This is a genomic window from Paenibacillus chondroitinus NBRC 15376 (assembly GCF_004000765.1).
GTDB classification, from domain to species: domain Bacteria; phylum Bacillota; class Bacilli; order Paenibacillales; family NBRC-103111; genus Paenibacillus_E; species Paenibacillus_E chondroitinus.
Genome location: NZ_BILW01000020.1, coordinates 62114 through 78125, shown reverse-complemented (window position 1 = coordinate 78125; position 16012 = coordinate 62114). Strand labels below are relative to the sequence as shown.

The following is a 16012-nucleotide window of genomic DNA, read 5'->3' as shown; positions in this document are numbered from 1 at the left end:
TAAGCATAGCCGCCTGGCCGCTACCACCCAAATAGGAAGAGCCACCGCTTCTATGCTTTCTTTATTACGATATGTATAACTTTACTCCCCTAAGAGTGCAAGGATTTAACTACATGTTCGCTACCGCTTCCACCAGAATGTTCATGCTGAGCACTTGGCTCTACACCCAGAACGTCCGGAAGGGAGATAAGCGTTTTCAAAATATCCGTCAACGACTTATCGTTTTGCACTTTAATTGAAATGCCTAATGAAACCTCACCGTTGTAAGCATTAGCTTCCGCCCTTTCCATGCGCGGAATCATCTGCATAGTCCGAATGTGTATTTTGAGTTCGGTCAGCTTATTGAAAACAAGATTTAAACTTTCAGGATTACTCGACACACAAAGAATAAATTCTTTGTGTCGACGCTTCCGCAGCAGGTACCTCTCCCAATGATTCAAAACAAACAGACAAAACAAGACAAGAATGGCAGCCAAAATAGATACATAATAAAATCCCGCCCCTACGGATAGTCCGATTGCGGCGACTACCCAAATCGAGGCCGCCGTAGTCAAGCCGGAAACCGTTGCTCCCGTGCGCATAATGGCTCCCGCACCAAGAAAGCCGATTCCGCTTATCACCTGTGCAGCCAAACGGGCAGGATCGACCCTGACGTTAGGCTCAATGATGAAATCATTAAACCCGTAAATAGACAACAGCATGATAGTTGTTGAACCGACACATACAAGAATATGAGTTCGAAGTCCAGCTGCATGATTGCTCCATTCCCTCTCCAGACCGATAAGCCCTCCAAGTACCACTGATAAAATCATGCGAAAAGTAAGGGACATATCGGAAATGTGCCAAATCGAATCATGTGATAACAATAGACGTCACCCCCTCCCATTCACTCGTTAACGAACAGTAATGTTCATTAATATTAAAATAATGTTCATTAATGTTTATTTCATAGTATTTCATGTATATAGGTGTGTCAAGATGAATAATTGAATTTTCCCACATATTTCTCTTACAGGAATTAACAACCCCACATAAACAATGAATATCTTAATTTTTCTCCGTTTTCCTTCAAATTCTTGGTTTGTCATACACGGAGGTGTTTGATACGCTTTGGATATCTTAACGCGTGACCTAATCCACGGAAAAGGGGAAGTCCCCATGCGAACACAGCAATTCAATTTATCCGACACACAACGTTTTTTGCTTAGAAATGTGTCTATTATCGGTCTCGGACTTTTTATCAATCAAATGCTGCAGACCGTGGGGAGTATCGTTCTTGCCCGGGAGTTAGGTGATCCGGATCGGTTTGGCGAGGTCAACCTGCTGCTGCAAATCTTCGGAATGATAGCCCTTTTTCTCAATTTCGGCTTCAATTCTTCCTTAATCTATGCGTTTTCGCGCAAACCATTGGAAGCGGTTCAAACGAATTTGCGCGTTGCTTTGACAGGGAGCTTCCTTTTTAGCTTGATTATCGGATTGCTGCTCTTAGCTCTAGCTCCACTTTTGGCGAACTATTATCATTTGCCGGAGCTTCGAGGCGCATTGCTGCTTAGTTCGATTATGTTTATTTTCAGCTCCATCCTAAACATCGGCGTCGCCTCCTTCTCTGGAAACCGCGATTTCGGCACGCAAGCCTTCTTTATGGTCATTACGACGGCGCTTTCCACCACCGGCACGGTGCTTGGCGTGCTTTTGCCGCGTGGCAGCCTGAGCTTGCTGGAAAACATTTCACTTTGGATGGGCGTAGGAGCATTCCTGACGGCCTTTATTATTTGCATCAAAGTTGAACGTGTGCATAAACCCCTATGGTTCGGTCCACTTCCCATTCAGGAGGTCAAAAACATGCTCGCATACGGACTGCCAACCTGGGCCGGCAATATTGCCAAAGCTTTTCAACAGCCTTTTCTCGTCATGATGGTAGGTTCAAGCTCTGTATTAGCCGTAGGTTATTTGGCAAATGGTTTCCGAATTACCGGCTTCATTGGAATCATCACTTGGGCGTTCATGATCGTCACCCTCCCCTTTGTCGCAGAGAAAGCACAGGATGCCCAAGAGAGCAAGAATCGCGGTACGAGTTGCATCCGCTATAATAACATTTTGCTTTATCCGTTGACTGCTATCATTTGCTTATATCCGAGTCAAATCAATGGATTTTTATTTGGTTCGGACTATTCGACAGGCGATTCCGCTACATACATTCGTCTTATGGCGCTAGGTGTCCTCTTCTCTTCTGTCGGCCGTTTAGGAGGCAGTATTATGGCAGGTATCGGCAAGACGAAATCCACCTTCTGGGTGATGATTGCCGCCGGAATTTTCGTTGTGATTTTAGTCCCTATGGTTGCCGCCAGCAGCCCAGTGCTTGCCGTTTGGATTTATACCGGAGGTTGGGCCGTGTCTGCTCTGACGATGATCGGATTTTATTATTATGAAAAGTTTACGCTTAACTGGTGGAAAGCCTACGGCGAGCCTCTGCTGCCAACAATTGCGATGCTGGTGATGATGGTGGCAGGTCGATTTGCAAAAAGCTGGCTGCCTCTCTTCATTGTCTTGGGACTTCTTGCTCTCCTCGTTTTCACGATATGGATTGAGAGAACCCGCAAACCGCGGTCAAAAGCAGCTCAGCGTGCCGTTGTTGTGGAGTAACATGAACCCCGCTTAAGTTTTGCTTAAGGGAACTGGAGTTCGCTATTTTAAGGAAATCGAGCATATCGCTCTTTGAGAGGAACTGAAGGGTCTTATTTCGTCTTCATCACCCGTTTTTCAAGTGAAATCGTCACATTAGCGGACCGAAGTTCCCCTCCCAGGCCGAAACTGTACCTTTTCAGCGAAATAGAGGACCGCAGTTCCCACCACCAGAAAAAAACCACCCGAAGGTGGCCTTTTTCTTCTATTTCCGCTGCATCATTTTCATGAGCACCTTAACCGCTTCCGCCCGCGTAGCTGTATCCGCCGGCTCAAACTTATTACTGCTGCGTCCGTCGATAATGCCTAGTAGGCGAATACTCTCTACATGCCCTTTCGCCCATGCCGGGATCTCTTGGTCATCGGCAAAGCTGGTTGCCGCTTGCGCTGCCGGCGTCGTATCCAAAGCTGCCGAAATCATGGCCGCCATTTCCACGCGGGAAATCAAGCCGTCCGGCCGGAAAGTCTGGTCCTCATAGCCGTGAATGATTCCCAAATCTACCGCTTGAGCTACCGCCGTTTCAGCCCACGCTGGGATCTGCTGCTGATCTGTGAACGCAGGCGCCGTGCCCTTTTTGTCAACCTTCAGCGCGTTCATCAGCATGACTGTAAACTCGGCCCTCGTAACCGAATTGTCCGGTTTGAACGTTCCGTCCGCATAGCCACTGATGATTTTCTGCGTTACAGCTTGCTTGATGTCCAGTTCCGCCCAGTGTCCAGCAATATCCGAGAAGGAAATTTCCGCACTTCCAGGGCTCTTCGGTTTGTCCACAGCAAATACAGCAAACTTCGTAAAGTGATCTACTTCCACTGTTATTTTGTTATCCACGACGGTTCCGCCGATTTCAATCCATGACTTTTTCGTTTCATCGTAATAAAAAACAGATGGCTGCTGATCTTGGCCTAACTTGGCCGGTTCGAACAAGAGCGAAATACTTACTGGCTTGTTGAAGTTCTGCGTGAAATTTTTCAAAATCTCAAAAACAGAACTAAGCAGCTTACGACTATCGCTGACTAACCCATCTACATTTTGCAAGGCCTCAGCTGTTAGATGAAGCTCTTGACTCGTTGCTCCCTCAGGTATGGCAATCCAAATGGCATCCTTCCAACTTACACTCCGTGTTACACCTGCTGGAACCGTCACATCTAACTTGACAGGTACAACAGGAGAAACTGAACCCGAGTTTGCCGAGCCCGTTGAATCTGACGAGCTTCTTGGCGAGTTAGTCTGAATCGTCTTGCTAAGCCCAATACTCTCATTACCCGCAGCATCTATCGCTGTAACACTGAATGTATAGGTCGTACCAGCCGTTAGCGTACTGAGGTTAAAAGAATAATAGACACTTCCTGTAACTGAGGAGTAGACAGTATTAGTAACCGAGGCGTACACGCCATTCGTCACTGAAGCATATACATTTCCTACCACAGTGCCGCTTCCTGTCTCATAAATTCGGTATTGCTTCACGCCAATATCATCCGACGCCTCCGGCCAACTTAGAGTCAAGCTATTCTGACCGATATTCGTAACCTGAAGGGCGCTGCCCTGCGGCCATACCGGAGCTTCAATATCAGGTGCTTGCGTCTTGAGTTGAATGGCCTGCGTTCCAACAGTTCCAAACCAGTTCTTGATCGTATTAAAATCATTGGAAAAAGCCAAGGACAACAAAAGCATAATTCTGGCATGCTGCGGATTCAAACTGTCTCCAGCGATAATACCGTTCCCGCCGCCAGGGTACATCGTGCCCGAGCCCGTTCTTGTTGTGGTGACGAAAATAACACCTTGCTTGATGGCATTACTGCGCGCCGTGCTCATCTTCGACGAAATGCCGCCTGCGCCCGTGCCGGCGGTCACGATCCCCTTCGCACCCTCCGCAACAAACCCTTTAATCGCACCAGCTGAGCTATCTTGGTAGCCATATACAATTTCAACTGCAGGGAGTTTATCCTTCGTGATTTTCTTCAGATCGAAAGGGGTTGCCCAATCCGCCCGGCCTGCTTTGAAACGTTTCGCAGTAGTGCGATAGATACGAATGTTGGTCTCATCAATATAACCAAGTGCACCTAGAATCGGTGTTTCAAACGTATCCATGCGTTGCGCGTTCGTCTTGGTTACATCCCTTGCTGCTTGGATGATGTCATTCAGCATAACCACGGTGCCGAACGATTTCGTTTTACCGCTGCCTGCAAGCTTAATGGCATTGTACAAATTCGCCGGACCATCTGTTCCGATGACATCCCAAGGTCTCATGGCGCCAGTGACAACGACCGGCTTTTCGCTTCTTACCGTGAGGTCAAGAAAATAAGCGATTTCCTCCATGGTATCCGTGCCAGTAGTAACGACCACACCATCATAAACTTCCAATGCTTGATCTACCGCAAGTGATAGGTCGTACAAATCTCCCATCGAATAACTGCCTGAACCTTTATTGCCAAATTGATACGTGTTCACATTGGCAATTTTGTTTTTATTCGGCAGTTGGTTTACAAGATCGGACATCAAGTAAGTACCCGCTTGATAGGTTTGAAAACTCGTTGCATCTCTTGCTTTACCCGCCAACGTTCCACCGGTTGCGATCACAACAACGTTAGGCAGCCCAGGGTCTCTGTTGTCGGATAGCGGAGGGATCGGGAAAGCCGTCCCCGAAGGTTCCGCCGCACCTGCATGTGACGGATGGTTGAACAATACAGCCAACAGGAGCATCAGAGACACGAAATAGAGCGGGATGAGGCTTCTTTTGATATTCGGATGAGCCATATCATTCATTAAATCTTACCTCCCGCTGAATTAGGATGCCTCTTTCACATCTTGCGTACCATAAGTGCCAAACCAACCTTTAATCACGTTAAAATCACTGGAAAAAGCCATAGAAAGCAGAAGCATAATTCGAGCATGCTGTGCGTTCAAGCTATCCCCGGCGATGATGCCGTTACTCGAGCTAGGATACATAGTACCTGAACCTGTCCGTGTTGTCGTGACGAAAATAACACCTTGTTTGATGGCATTGCTGCGCGCTGCGCTCATCTTCGATGAAATGCCGCCCGCACCTGTTCCTGCCGTCACAATACCTTTGACGCCATCAGCTACCAGACCGTTAATCGCGCCGCCTCCAGCATCCTGATAAGCATAAGCAATCTCTACGGCAGGGAGCTTGTCCTTCGTAATCGTCTTCAAGTCAAATGGCGTCGCCCAATCCGCTTCGCCTGCTTTAAGCGCTCTAGCCGTAGCACGATAAATACTAATATTCGTCTCATCGATATAACCAAGTGCGCCGAGGATAGGCGTTTCAAAGGTATCCATACGGTGAGCATTCGTTTTGGTCACTTCTCTCGCTGCCTGAATGGTGTCATTCAGCATAAGGACAGTACCAAACGACTTCGTTTTTCCACTGCCTGCAAGCTTAATGGCGTTGTACAGGTTCGCTGGACCATCAGTTCCGATAACATCCCAAGGTCTCATAGCCCCAGTAACGACAACCGGCTTTTCACTTCTAACTGTGAGATCCAGAAAGTACGCGATTTCTTCCATCGTGTCCGTCCCGGAAGTGACAACCACGCCATCATAGACTTCTAACGCTTGATCCACAGCAAGTGACAGATCGTACAAGTCACCTATGGAATAACTGCCTGACCCTTTATTTCCAAATTGATAGGTGTTCACATTAGCGATTTTATCTTTATTCGGCAATTGGTTTACCAAGTCCGACATCAGATACGTTCCTGCTTGATAAGTTTGAAAACTCGTTGCATCCGTTGCTTTACCTGCAAGCGTACCGCCGGTTGCGATAACGATAACGTTAGGCAACTGGGGATTTCTGCTATCGGATAGCGGAGGGATCGCCGCAGCCGCACTCGCAGAGGTCGGATTCATAAATACCAACATCATACTAAAGAGAGCCAAGACAAGGAACGGGATGAGGACCTTTTTGCTGAGTTTACTTTCATGAATAAATGTCACGTAAGAAAACCTCCATGTTAGGTATTTTTGGATTTAAACGCTTAAACACACCCCCATCGTATTTAATGTTATATTATTTATCAAATACATAACATAACCATAAAAGCGCATACATATTATATTTTCGTTATTTTACGAGATAATTCACTAGTTTATCTATGTTTTTAGCGTTACAACTCTATAAATTTTAAAATATTTGCATGCGCTTTCTTGGAAGAATCTACCTTGTTGATTAACAAACGATGTAATAGAATGATGTCCATAAGTGAAAATAAACAAATCGAGGTGATATTATCTTACATAAAATTCACTTTATTATTCCTCTCAAGTTATTGGTCTCAGGTTAATTCATCATTTTTATCATTTCTATCAACCTAGCATTTCCTCAGAATTACCCACGTTCAATAAATTCGTAATCGTTATTGGAGGCGTCTTCATGAAATCCTTATTATCCAGAAACTCTATTTCGAAGGTTCTTTCCACAGCCCTCATTGCAGCTACGTTGCCTATAGGAGCAATGAACGCTGCCGCAGAAACCTCGATCTCCAGCGTCGATTCGCCGAACAGTTCGTCTACAGTAACAGAGAGTGTTTATCAAACAGCTCCTAATGTTGTCGTTTTGCCACCAGGTTCGGAATCCGTCCTTCTGACAGGTCCTTCAACGACAATCAGCGGAGCGTCATTCGATGTTGATGTCGCGTTAACCGGAGTTACCGGTAAAGTGACTGCCCAGAAATTTATCATCGAGTTTAATCCTGCCCGAGTTGATTTTATCGATGTACAAGCCGTAGACAGTTCAACTACTATCGTTGGACAAAATGCAGAGCTAGGTAAGGCAACAGTCGTCGCTGCCAGCATTAGCGAGTCAGCCGTCAATAATAAAACACTGATCCGCCTTAAATTCAAAGCAAAAGCAAATGGCGGCGTACAGGATATTAAGGTGAGCGCTGAGCTTGGCCTTGCAGATACAGGCATAATCCAAGCAACGCGTTTTGGCAGCCTCAGCTTGCAAACAAACCAAGTTACCGGAGACCTGAATGGTAATGATGCGCTTGATATCGGTGATTTAGCTTTGCTCGCTCCTTATTACGGTATTACATCTACTCACGCTTCATGGTCCAAGGCGGCTGGCGCCGATTTCAACCAAAACGGATCGATTGATCTGACGGATCTAGGCTTATTAGGCAAAAAGGTATTGTATGATACAAAGCAATTCGAGCTGATGGAAGCATCGGTGATGGATATTCAAAATGCGATGAATGCCGGTAAACTGACAGCTGTTCAGCTTGTCACGAAATATTTGGCGCGTATCAATGCATATGATCAAAAGGGTCCTGAAATCAAGGCCATTCTTAATATCAATCCGAAGGCACTCGAAGAAGCTGCGGCTCTCGACAAGGAGCGCAGCGAAAATGGGCCTAGAGGGCCGCTTCACGGAATCCCCGTTATTGTGAAGGACAACTTCAATACAATTGGTATGCCAACAACAGCTGGATGTATTTGTCTAAAAGCAAACAACACCTCGACCGATGCGTATATGATTAAAAAGCTGAAGAATGCAGGCGCAATTATACTCGCAAAATCTAATCTCCATGAATTCGCCTTCGGAACGACAACACTCAGTTCGCTTGGCGGGCAGACCAAAAACCCGTATGATCTGACCACGAATCCCGGCGGGTCAAGCGGCGGTACCGGTGCGGCTCTTGCGGCAAACTTCGGCACGATCGGCCTCGGAACAGATACAGGCGGCTCTATTCGAATTCCATCCTCGCGCAACGCACTCGTCGGTATTCGTCCTACAATTGGGTTGACGAGCCGTGAAGGCATCATTCCTCTCGCCCACTCTCAAGATGTCGGCGGTCCAATGGCTCGATCCGTGGCCGATGCTGCGATTGCACTTGATGTCGTGAGCGGATATGACCCGAACGACCTGGTAACCGCTCTATCAACCGGCAATATTCCGAAGAGCTATACCGATTATTTGGATAAGGACGGTTTAAAGGGAGCAAGAATCGGCGTCATACGCTCACTGTCAACCGGCAACGATCCCGCTTTCAATGCGGCCATTGCAAAGATGAAAGAACTTGGCGCAACCATTGTCGACAACGTAATCATACCGAACCAATCCAAAATCCTCGGCTATGCCAGCTTGAGCGGTACGGAATTTAAGTTTGATCTAAATGATTACTTGGCTACTCTCGGCGCGAACGCTCCCTACAAGACACTGACAGAAATCATTGCATCCAACGACATTTTACAAAGCCAAAAAAGTTCAATGATTCAGCGCGATAACGTGACGACATTGGAAACACTCAACTACTATAAAGATCTTTGGGAACGCACAAAACTCACACAACAATCGCTAACTCAAGTATTAGGTGAAAATTCATTAGATGCCATCATGTATGCAACTACATCAGGGAATGCGAACCGATTAAGCCCTTATTCCGGGTTCCCGGCCATCAGCTTCCCGGCAGGCTACAACAACCAAGTTCCATTCGGAATTGAACTCCTGGGGAGAGAATACGACGAAGGAACTTTGATTAAACTGGCATATTCCTTTGAACAAGCGACCCACGTTCGTACGATGCCGGCATCCACCCCTGCCCTAACAACCGAGGAGGAGTCCAAGCTCGTATTAACACCGTAAGCAATTTTCAATGAAAGGTCGGGACATAGATATGGCACGTTTGCTGCTCGGGCTTACTTTATCTTTATGTTTAGCTATTGGACTTTGGCTTCCGCAGGTTGCGGCAGCCTCCGTCGACCCTGTATTTTCTGTAACAACTTCAACAAACTCCTTACTGCAAAATCAAACAGTAAAGGTAGACATCCAAGGCGATTCCTTAAACGATCTTTTTGCTTATGAGCTTAACCTGTATTATGACGGGTCCATCCTTCAGCCGGATACTACGCAGAAATTCACCGATCTGAACGGCTTTGCACTTCCAATCAAGATTGTGCAGGAAGGCGGCACACATGTGCAGCTCGTTTATACAAAAACAGGATCATTAACCGGTCTGAGCGGCTCTGTCAAACTCGGTACCTTAACTTTCAGGGCAGTAGGTACCGGCACTGTAGATCTAACGCTAGAACAAGTTAAGATCAGCACCAGCTCTCTCAAGGAAGAGAAACTGATTACGCCGAATGCCAAAGCAACTCTCCTGGTAGATAGCCGAGAAAGGCCGACATTAGGAAGCTATCCGACACCGACGGTCTCAACCCCTGCAGAACCAAATGTTGTTTCCGTGAAACCGGAACAACTACAGACCAGCGGAACAGAGCAGATTGACATTTCCCTGCCAACGGGTGCTCAGCAGATCCTTTTACCTTCTAACACCGCCGAGTTGCTAGGCGATAAAAAGCTTGAGATTCAAGCGGAGAAGCTCAAACTGGAATTGCCAGCGAAAGTATTCTCCCAGCTGATCAATCTTGTCAGCGAGCCGGAACGCTCCGACAGTAAAATCACACTAGCCATCGAACCACTTACCGAATCAGCAGTTGGCGAGAGCGTGTTGAATCAAGCTAAGAATCAACTAGGCGCGAGAGTGAAGCTGGGCAGTTTGATCTACAACATTAAGCTGTATGTGACGACTAAAGCAGGCCAAACCATGAGCGTCACCAGTTTCGAACAACCTGTTCAAATTCAGTTCAAACTCGATTCTGCTGTAGATCCAAAACTGAGCAGTGTATATTACATCTCGGATAATGGAGGGCTGGAGCGCGTAGGAGGAACTTACTTTAGTGGTGATTTAAGCTCCGACATCTCTCATTTCAGCAAATACACCGTTCTGGAAGTATCTAAATCTTTCGCTGATGTTCCACAATCCCACTGGGCGGCGGATGTCATTCAAGCATTGGCCTCTAAACTTATTATTAGCGGTACAAGTGAACAAAACTTCGAACCCGAGAGCAAGGTCACACGCGCACAATTTACGGCACTTATGGCAAGAGCCTTGAAATTGAAGATGACCAATTCAACCACCTCATTCCAGGATGTGCAATCATCCGACTGGTTCGCCCCTGAGGTTGCCGCTGCCGTACAAGCCGGCATTGTGAATGGCAGAGAAACCGATAAGTTCGAGCCGAACGCTTTGGTTTCGCGCGAGGAAATGACGGCCATACTGATGCGGTCATACAGCCTTCTGCACGGTAAAACCGATCCGGCAGCAGCGTCCTCTTTCTCGGACGAAGCCGCCATCGGAGAATGGGCCTTGGCTGATGTAAAAGCAGCAGCAGCTCTAGATTTGATACAAGGCCGCTCCGAAGGCCAATTCGAGCCTCAAGGCTTTGCAACGCGAGCTGAAGCAGCGCAGGTATTATACCGTTTGTTATCGAAATAAACCAAACGAACAGGGAGGGGACGCCAGTCCCCCACCCCCTCGCCACCTCCCTTTTTCCCTCTACGAAGAACTTGTTTTTCTGCAGCAATAGAGGAATAATAAGAGAGTATACATTCTTAATTAGGCGGTGTTCGAATTGGTTCAATTGGGCTCAGGTATTACAACAATCCAGCTAAGCGTAGCAAACAACAGCAACTCCTTCATCCCAACTATCCTATGGGACGATCAAGACGTCATTCTTTTTGATACAGGCATCCCCGGCCAACTAGAGCTGATTCGTGCCGCGTTTCAGGAATTGTCCATTCCTTTCGAGAAGTTGACCAAAATTATCATTACCCACCAAGACATGGATCATATCGGCAGCCTTCCGGCGCTTGTGGAAGCTCTCGGAGACCAGGTTCAAGTGCTGGCTCACGAAAGGGCCGTGCCTTATCTAGCCGGGGAGATCCCCCTCGTGAAGAGCAAAAAGCTAGCTCCACCCGTCAAGGTCGACGTAGCGCTTAAAGACGGCGATATTTTACCGTTTGTTGGCGGCATTCGTGTCGTCTATACGCCAGGTCACACGCCGGATCATACCTCCTATTATCATATCCCGAGCAAAACCTTGATCGCTGGCGATGCTCTAACAGCGAAGGACGGCGTTCTGCAATCCTATAACCCAACCTATACACCGGATCAGGAAACGGCACTGGCATCCATTGCGAAGCTCCAAGAGCTTGAGCTCGATGCAATCATCGCATTCCATGGCGGTATTTGTACCGACAATCTGCAGGCGCGTTTGCAGGAAATCGTTACGGCAGGCCCCGTAGTGAATAACTAATTATTGCAAGTAAAAAAACCTCCATTTCCACTAGTTTCGTGGATATGGAGGTTCTTTTTGTGATTTTCTCAACATGAAATTACTTAACTGCTCCAGCCGTCATGCCTTCCATAAACTGCTTGGAAGCCAAGAAGAAAATAACCATCATCGGCACAGAGGCCAGGGTTAGCCCAGCGAACAGCATACTTAAGTCTGTCGAGTACTGCCCGAACAAGGAGAGCATACCGACCGGAATTGTCTTCTTCGCATCATCCTGTATGAAAATTAGCGGGAAAAAGAAATCATTCCATGCCATGATGAAATTCATAATCATGACCGTCCCGAGTGCTGGCCGAATTAAAGGCAGTAAAACATGCCACATCACACCAAAATCAGACGAACCATCGATGCGTGCCGCTTCTTCCAACTCCTTCGGCAGCGTTCTGAAGAAGCCCGTTAAAATGAGAATAGCTAACGGCAATCCGATCGCCGTATACACACTAATTAATGACCAAATACTGTTTAGCATCGAGAGTTTCTTCATTAAAAGAAACAAAGGTACAATCCCGAGTTTGATGGGTATCATCATGCCCAAGAGAAAGAAAAAAAACAAGGCTCCATTCCAGCGGAACGGATATCTGGCAATATAGAAGGAAGCCATCACACCAAACAGCAAAATGAGAACCACTGACACAACACTCACTACAAGACTATTCCAGAAATAGCTGAAAAACGGTATTTGATGCACTAATTTACTGTAGGCTGCAAACGAGATGGACGTTGGCAGTGACATTGGATTTTTCAATATTTGAATATTCGTTTTCAACGAGGAGGTCAGCATCAGAAAAATCGGATACAAACTGACCAGTGCCCCCAAATACGCCGCAGCATATTGGAGTCCCCGAACTGATTTGTTGGTTTTCATGGTCCGCCTCCTGTCTTAATGCTGAGCCGACTGGTTCCTGGTGAAGTACAGGAACAAAGCGGAAATCGTTGCAATAATGAAAAATAACACAACAGCCAATGCGGAACCAAGACCAAGCGCCACCGAATCTCCGCCGGACGAGCCACCAAATGCAATGCGATAAAAAAATACAGCGAGCGTGTCCGTCGAGTTGTAGGGTTCACCTTGCGAGCCTTCCATCGCATAAATCAGTTCGAACGCTTCGAAAGCATGGATAAACGTGAAAACCGTAATAATGATCAGCGACTGACTCATCATAGGAAGGATCATCGAGCGGATTAAACGAAACCCCTTAACGCCATCCATCCTAGCCGCTTCAATAACTTCCGTAGAAATTGCATGTAAACCGGCAAGGAAGATTAACATCGAGAAACCAACGCCAAACCAACTATTGACGATGGTAATCGAGGTAAGCGCCGTAGCCGGATCCCCAAGCCAAGGCTTTGCCCATGAAACAAGGCCGATCTTTTTGAGCATAACATTCACGACGCCATTATTCGGGTTCAACATAAGCTTCCACAAGAAGCCTACCACAATGACAGACAGCAGCCTCGGTAAGAAATAAGCCATTTTCAAGAAATTAGAACCTTTAACTTTGCTATAAACCAGATAAGCAAGCACAAAGGCAAGTACGTTTTGTACAGCCATCTCTACAGCAAAATAATAAAGATTATGGCCAAAGGCGTTCCAAAACAGATGATTAAACGGCTCCTTCGTAAACAAACTTACGAAATTGCCTAGACCAATGAATTCTCCGCGAACGAGGCCTTTCCAATCAAAGAAGCTGTAACCAAACGCGGATAGAATCGGGTAAATAACGAACAGGATATACACTGCAAGGGCAGGGACCGGGAACAGATGAACTGCTCCCTTTTTCCACCCGGACGTTTTGGCCAAGTTATTCATGTCCCCCACACCTTTACTTTACTTATTTCTTTGGTTTAAACCAGGAATCCGCACTCTTTTGAACTTCCTCTGTCACTTGCTCAGGAGTTAATTTGTTCAAATACATCCCTTGGATGGAGTTTTCTAATGTCGCTTTCGTTGTCGGGTTACCTGCATTAAAGTAAACGACTGCAGCATACGGCGTGGAGATCGAATCGGCATTTTTGGCGATTTTAGCTACCAATGGATCATTTGCCGGCACACCTGGAATCGTGCTTGGTTTCTGCAATTCATTCACAGCAAGTGCTCCGAACTCTTTGGACGTCAAAAACTCCATGAACTTCAGAGCTTCCTGTTTATGAGCGGATTTGGCATTAACGGAGAATGAACCGTCCACCCAAGTCGTTACCGTTTGCTTGCCATCTGCCTTCACTGGCGGAACCGGGAATACATCCATTTGTAGATCAGGATTCGTTTTCTTCATAACGGCATATTCCCAATCTCCCATAACCATCATGGCTGCTTGCTCCGTCACAAACATATTTCTCATGTCGTCCATGCCGATTCCTACATAGTTATCCGGGAAATAAGGGGTTAAATCTTTCATCATTTTAATGGAAGCCACATACTCCGGACTTTTGAAGTTCGCAGCACCGCTAAGAATTTTCTTCATAAAATCCGTTCCGTATACAGACGGTCCAAGCGTTCCTTCCGTCAGCGAAAGAATCCAGCCTTCTTTAGAACCAAACGCGAATGGCGTTACTTTATTTTTCTTCAATGTATCCGCTGTTTTTACAAGCTCATCCCATGTCTTAGGTTCTTGAAGATTATATTTTTGGAAGATTTTCTTGTTATAGAACACTTGCGTTGAGCTGAAAACCGTCGGAACCCCGTATACTTTCCCGTCGGATCCCGTAGCAGCGAGCAAGGTGTCTTTCGAGAAAACATCCATGCCTTTAACATTCGTCAACGGCTCCAAGTAGCCCGCATCCGCCAAAGCTGCACCTGCCGCATAAGGACGAAGATGAATAATATCAGGACCGTTCCCGCTTTGTAGAGCTGTATTCAGAGCTGTATTATATTCTGTATTCTTGGTCGGTTTAAACTCGATATCAATGTTCGGGTTTTTCTTTTTGAACTCTGCAATGATCTTTGCGTAAGCTTCTGTATCTTCTGTACGCCAGCTACCCATTGTCAGCTTTACTTTATCCTGTGGCGCTGCTGTTGTTGTTGGTGCAGTACTTGCTGTACCGGAAGTTGCACTTGGCGTTGCGGTGTTACTGCTGCATGCTACAAGCATGGAGGATGCTGCGACCATCGTTAAAACTGCCCCACTGAATAAACGTTTCATAAAAAAAGCCTCCCTTTAATTTTTCATATCTATGTTTAACCTCCAAAACCACAAGAGGACCAAACCGTTATCCGTTACGTTTTCCCACACTAACTGCTTGCCGAGTCATATCCAGCGATTTCACACTTTCCTCGTAATGACAACCCGCGATTCCTACATACAAAATATCTATGACATTCAGCTGAGCAATTCTTGATGCCATCGCTCCGCTGCGAATACTTTTCTCCAAGGTACTAATAAACAACTGGATATCAGCAAGCTCCGCCACCGGATTAGCTCCAAATCTCGTCAATGTAATGACAACTGCGCCATTTTTCTTAGCTACAGCGAGCGAACGAATCATATCTTCCGTTTGACCCGTGTAGGAAATGCCAAAAACCACATCACCGGGAAGCAAGTTGGCCGCAATCGTAGCTTGGGCATCGAACCCCGTACCAATTTCGCACCACCGGTTAATCCGTGAAAGCTTTTGCTTGAAATCCTCCGCAATGACCCCTGAGGCGCCTACGCCAAACACGCCAATTTTCCTTGCAGCGCTTAGCGTTTGTATAGCTTTCTCTACACTTTCTGGCGAAAGAACGGTTAATGTATCTTGAATTGAAACAATATTGTTTGTTGTGACTGATTTAATGAGTTCTCCTACTGAACTGTTCGCATTAATTTCCTGATACGCTTCTGTCGGTAATGACGTCTGCGACAAATCCCCGGCGACTCGCATCTTAAGTTCCTGAAACCCTTTAAAATGAAGCGAACGGGAAAGCCGTATAATTGTCGCTTCACTAACACTGGCTAACTCCGCCAATTTCTGTACCGAAAGGCTAACTACCTCTTGCGGATGTTCCAAAATATACTGTGCAACTTTTCGCTCACTCGGCGTCAAGCTTGCCATAGCAGCCTCTATGCTCACTAATCCACCTTTTAACATAGGCAACATCCTCAACCGTTTTTTCGATATCTCAATTTTATGTTAATAAAGCTGACTTATAATCCTCATTATAATGAGTTTTATTTCATGTTGTAAATACTTTTTTGA

At 46.3% G+C, this 16012-nt stretch carries 11 protein-coding genes; 4 read left to right on the top strand and 7 right to left on the bottom strand.

Annotated elements, in window-relative coordinates; all coding sequences use genetic code 11:
* Nucleotides 1-89: 89 nt before the first annotated feature.
* Nucleotides 90-830 (bottom strand): MgtC/SapB family protein, encoded by a 741-nt coding sequence (locus PCH02S_RS21190; protein WP_127455983.1) that lies wholly within the window; start codon nt 828-830, stop codon nt 90-92.
* A 328-nt stretch (nt 831-1158) separates the two neighbouring features.
* On the opposite strand from PCH02S_RS21190, the gene PCH02S_RS21185 reads away from it, so the two are divergent.
* A complete protein-coding gene (locus PCH02S_RS21185; RefSeq protein ID WP_127455945.1) occupies nt 1159-2643 on the top strand; it encodes an oligosaccharide flippase family protein in 1485 nt (494 codons plus the stop codon).
* Nucleotides 2644-2887: 244 nt separating this feature from the next.
* Here the strand turns inward: PCH02S_RS21185 and PCH02S_RS21180 are convergent, their stop codons facing one another.
* Together PCH02S_RS21180 and PCH02S_RS21175 are read right to left on the bottom strand one after the other, a co-directional pair.
* Nucleotides 2888-5446: an asparaginase domain-containing protein gene (locus PCH02S_RS21180; RefSeq protein ID WP_127455944.1), complete on the bottom strand. Its 2559-nt coding sequence runs from the start codon at nt 5444-5446 to the stop codon at nt 2888-2890.
* A 21-nt stretch (nt 5447-5467) separates the two neighbouring features.
* Entirely contained in the window at nt 5468-6637 is a 1170-nt protein-coding gene (locus PCH02S_RS21175) for an asparaginase (RefSeq protein ID WP_407670113.1), read from the bottom strand.
* 436 nt (nt 6638-7073) lie between these two features.
* On the opposite strand from PCH02S_RS21175, the gene PCH02S_RS21170 reads away from it, so the two are divergent.
* From PCH02S_RS21170 to PCH02S_RS21160, 3 genes are all read left to right on the top strand, one after another.
* The gene (locus tag PCH02S_RS21170; protein WP_127455943.1) at nt 7074-9287 is read left to right on the top strand and encodes an amidase family protein; all 2214 of its coding nucleotides are present in this window, start codon (nt 7074-7076) and stop codon (nt 9285-9287) included.
* Nucleotides 9288-9318: 31 nt separating this feature from the next.
* Entirely contained in the window at nt 9319-10980 is a 1662-nt protein-coding gene (locus tag PCH02S_RS21165) for an S-layer homology domain-containing protein (RefSeq protein ID WP_164819660.1), read from the top strand.
* A 136-nt stretch (nt 10981-11116) separates the two neighbouring features.
* Nucleotides 11117-11800: an MBL fold metallo-hydrolase gene (locus tag PCH02S_RS21160; protein ID WP_127455941.1), complete on the top strand. Its 684-nt coding sequence runs from the start codon at nt 11117-11119 to the stop codon at nt 11798-11800.
* Between the two features lie 79 nt (nt 11801-11879).
* Here PCH02S_RS21160 and PCH02S_RS21155 read toward each other — a convergent pair whose 3' ends face one another.
* The 4 genes from PCH02S_RS21155 to PCH02S_RS21140 form a co-directional block, all read right to left on the bottom strand.
* Nucleotides 11880-12704 (bottom strand): carbohydrate ABC transporter permease, encoded by an 825-nt coding sequence (locus tag PCH02S_RS21155; protein ID WP_127455940.1) that lies wholly within the window; start codon nt 12702-12704, stop codon nt 11880-11882.
* Nucleotides 12705-12719: 15 nt separating this feature from the next.
* Nucleotides 12720-13649: a carbohydrate ABC transporter permease gene (locus PCH02S_RS21150; RefSeq protein ID WP_127455939.1), complete on the bottom strand. Its 930-nt coding sequence runs from the start codon at nt 13647-13649 to the stop codon at nt 12720-12722.
* Between the two features lie 22 nt (nt 13650-13671).
* A complete protein-coding gene (locus PCH02S_RS21145; protein ID WP_127455938.1) occupies nt 13672-14979 on the bottom strand; it encodes an ABC transporter substrate-binding protein in 1308 nt (435 codons plus the stop codon).
* A gap of 67 nt (nt 14980-15046) precedes the next feature.
* Nucleotides 15047-15904: a MurR/RpiR family transcriptional regulator gene (locus PCH02S_RS21140; protein WP_456093940.1), complete on the bottom strand. Its 858-nt coding sequence runs from the start codon at nt 15902-15904 to the stop codon at nt 15047-15049.
* Nucleotides 15905-16012 lie beyond the last annotated feature (108 nt).

Coding starts and splice junctions, on each gene's coding strand:
- PCH02S_RS21140 (WP_456093940.1), bottom strand. CDS start 15,904: ATGTTAAAAGGTGGATTAGTGAGCATAGAGGCTGCTATGGCAAGCTTG.
- PCH02S_RS21170 (WP_127455943.1), top strand. CDS start 7,074: ATGAAATCCTTATTATCCAGAAACTCTATTTCGAAGGTTCTTTCCACA.
- PCH02S_RS21155 (WP_127455940.1), bottom strand. CDS start 12,704: ATGAAAACCAACAAATCAGTTCGGGGACTCCAATATGCTGCGGCGTAT.
- PCH02S_RS21145 (WP_127455938.1), bottom strand. CDS start 14,979: ATGAAACGTTTATTCAGTGGGGCAGTTTTAACGATGGTCGCAGCATCC.
- PCH02S_RS21165 (WP_164819660.1), top strand. CDS start 9,319: ATGGCACGTTTGCTGCTCGGGCTTACTTTATCTTTATGTTTAGCTATT.
- PCH02S_RS21185 (WP_127455945.1), top strand. CDS start 1,159: ATGCGAACACAGCAATTCAATTTATCCGACACACAACGTTTTTTGCTT.
- PCH02S_RS21150 (WP_127455939.1), bottom strand. CDS start 13,649: ATGAATAACTTGGCCAAAACGTCCGGGTGGAAAAAGGGAGCAGTTCAT.
- PCH02S_RS21180 (WP_127455944.1), bottom strand. CDS start 5,446: ATGAATGATATGGCTCATCCGAATATCAAAAGAAGCCTCATCCCGCTC.
- PCH02S_RS21190 (WP_127455983.1), bottom strand. CDS start 830: ATGTCCCTTACTTTTCGCATGATTTTATCAGTGGTACTTGGAGGGCTT.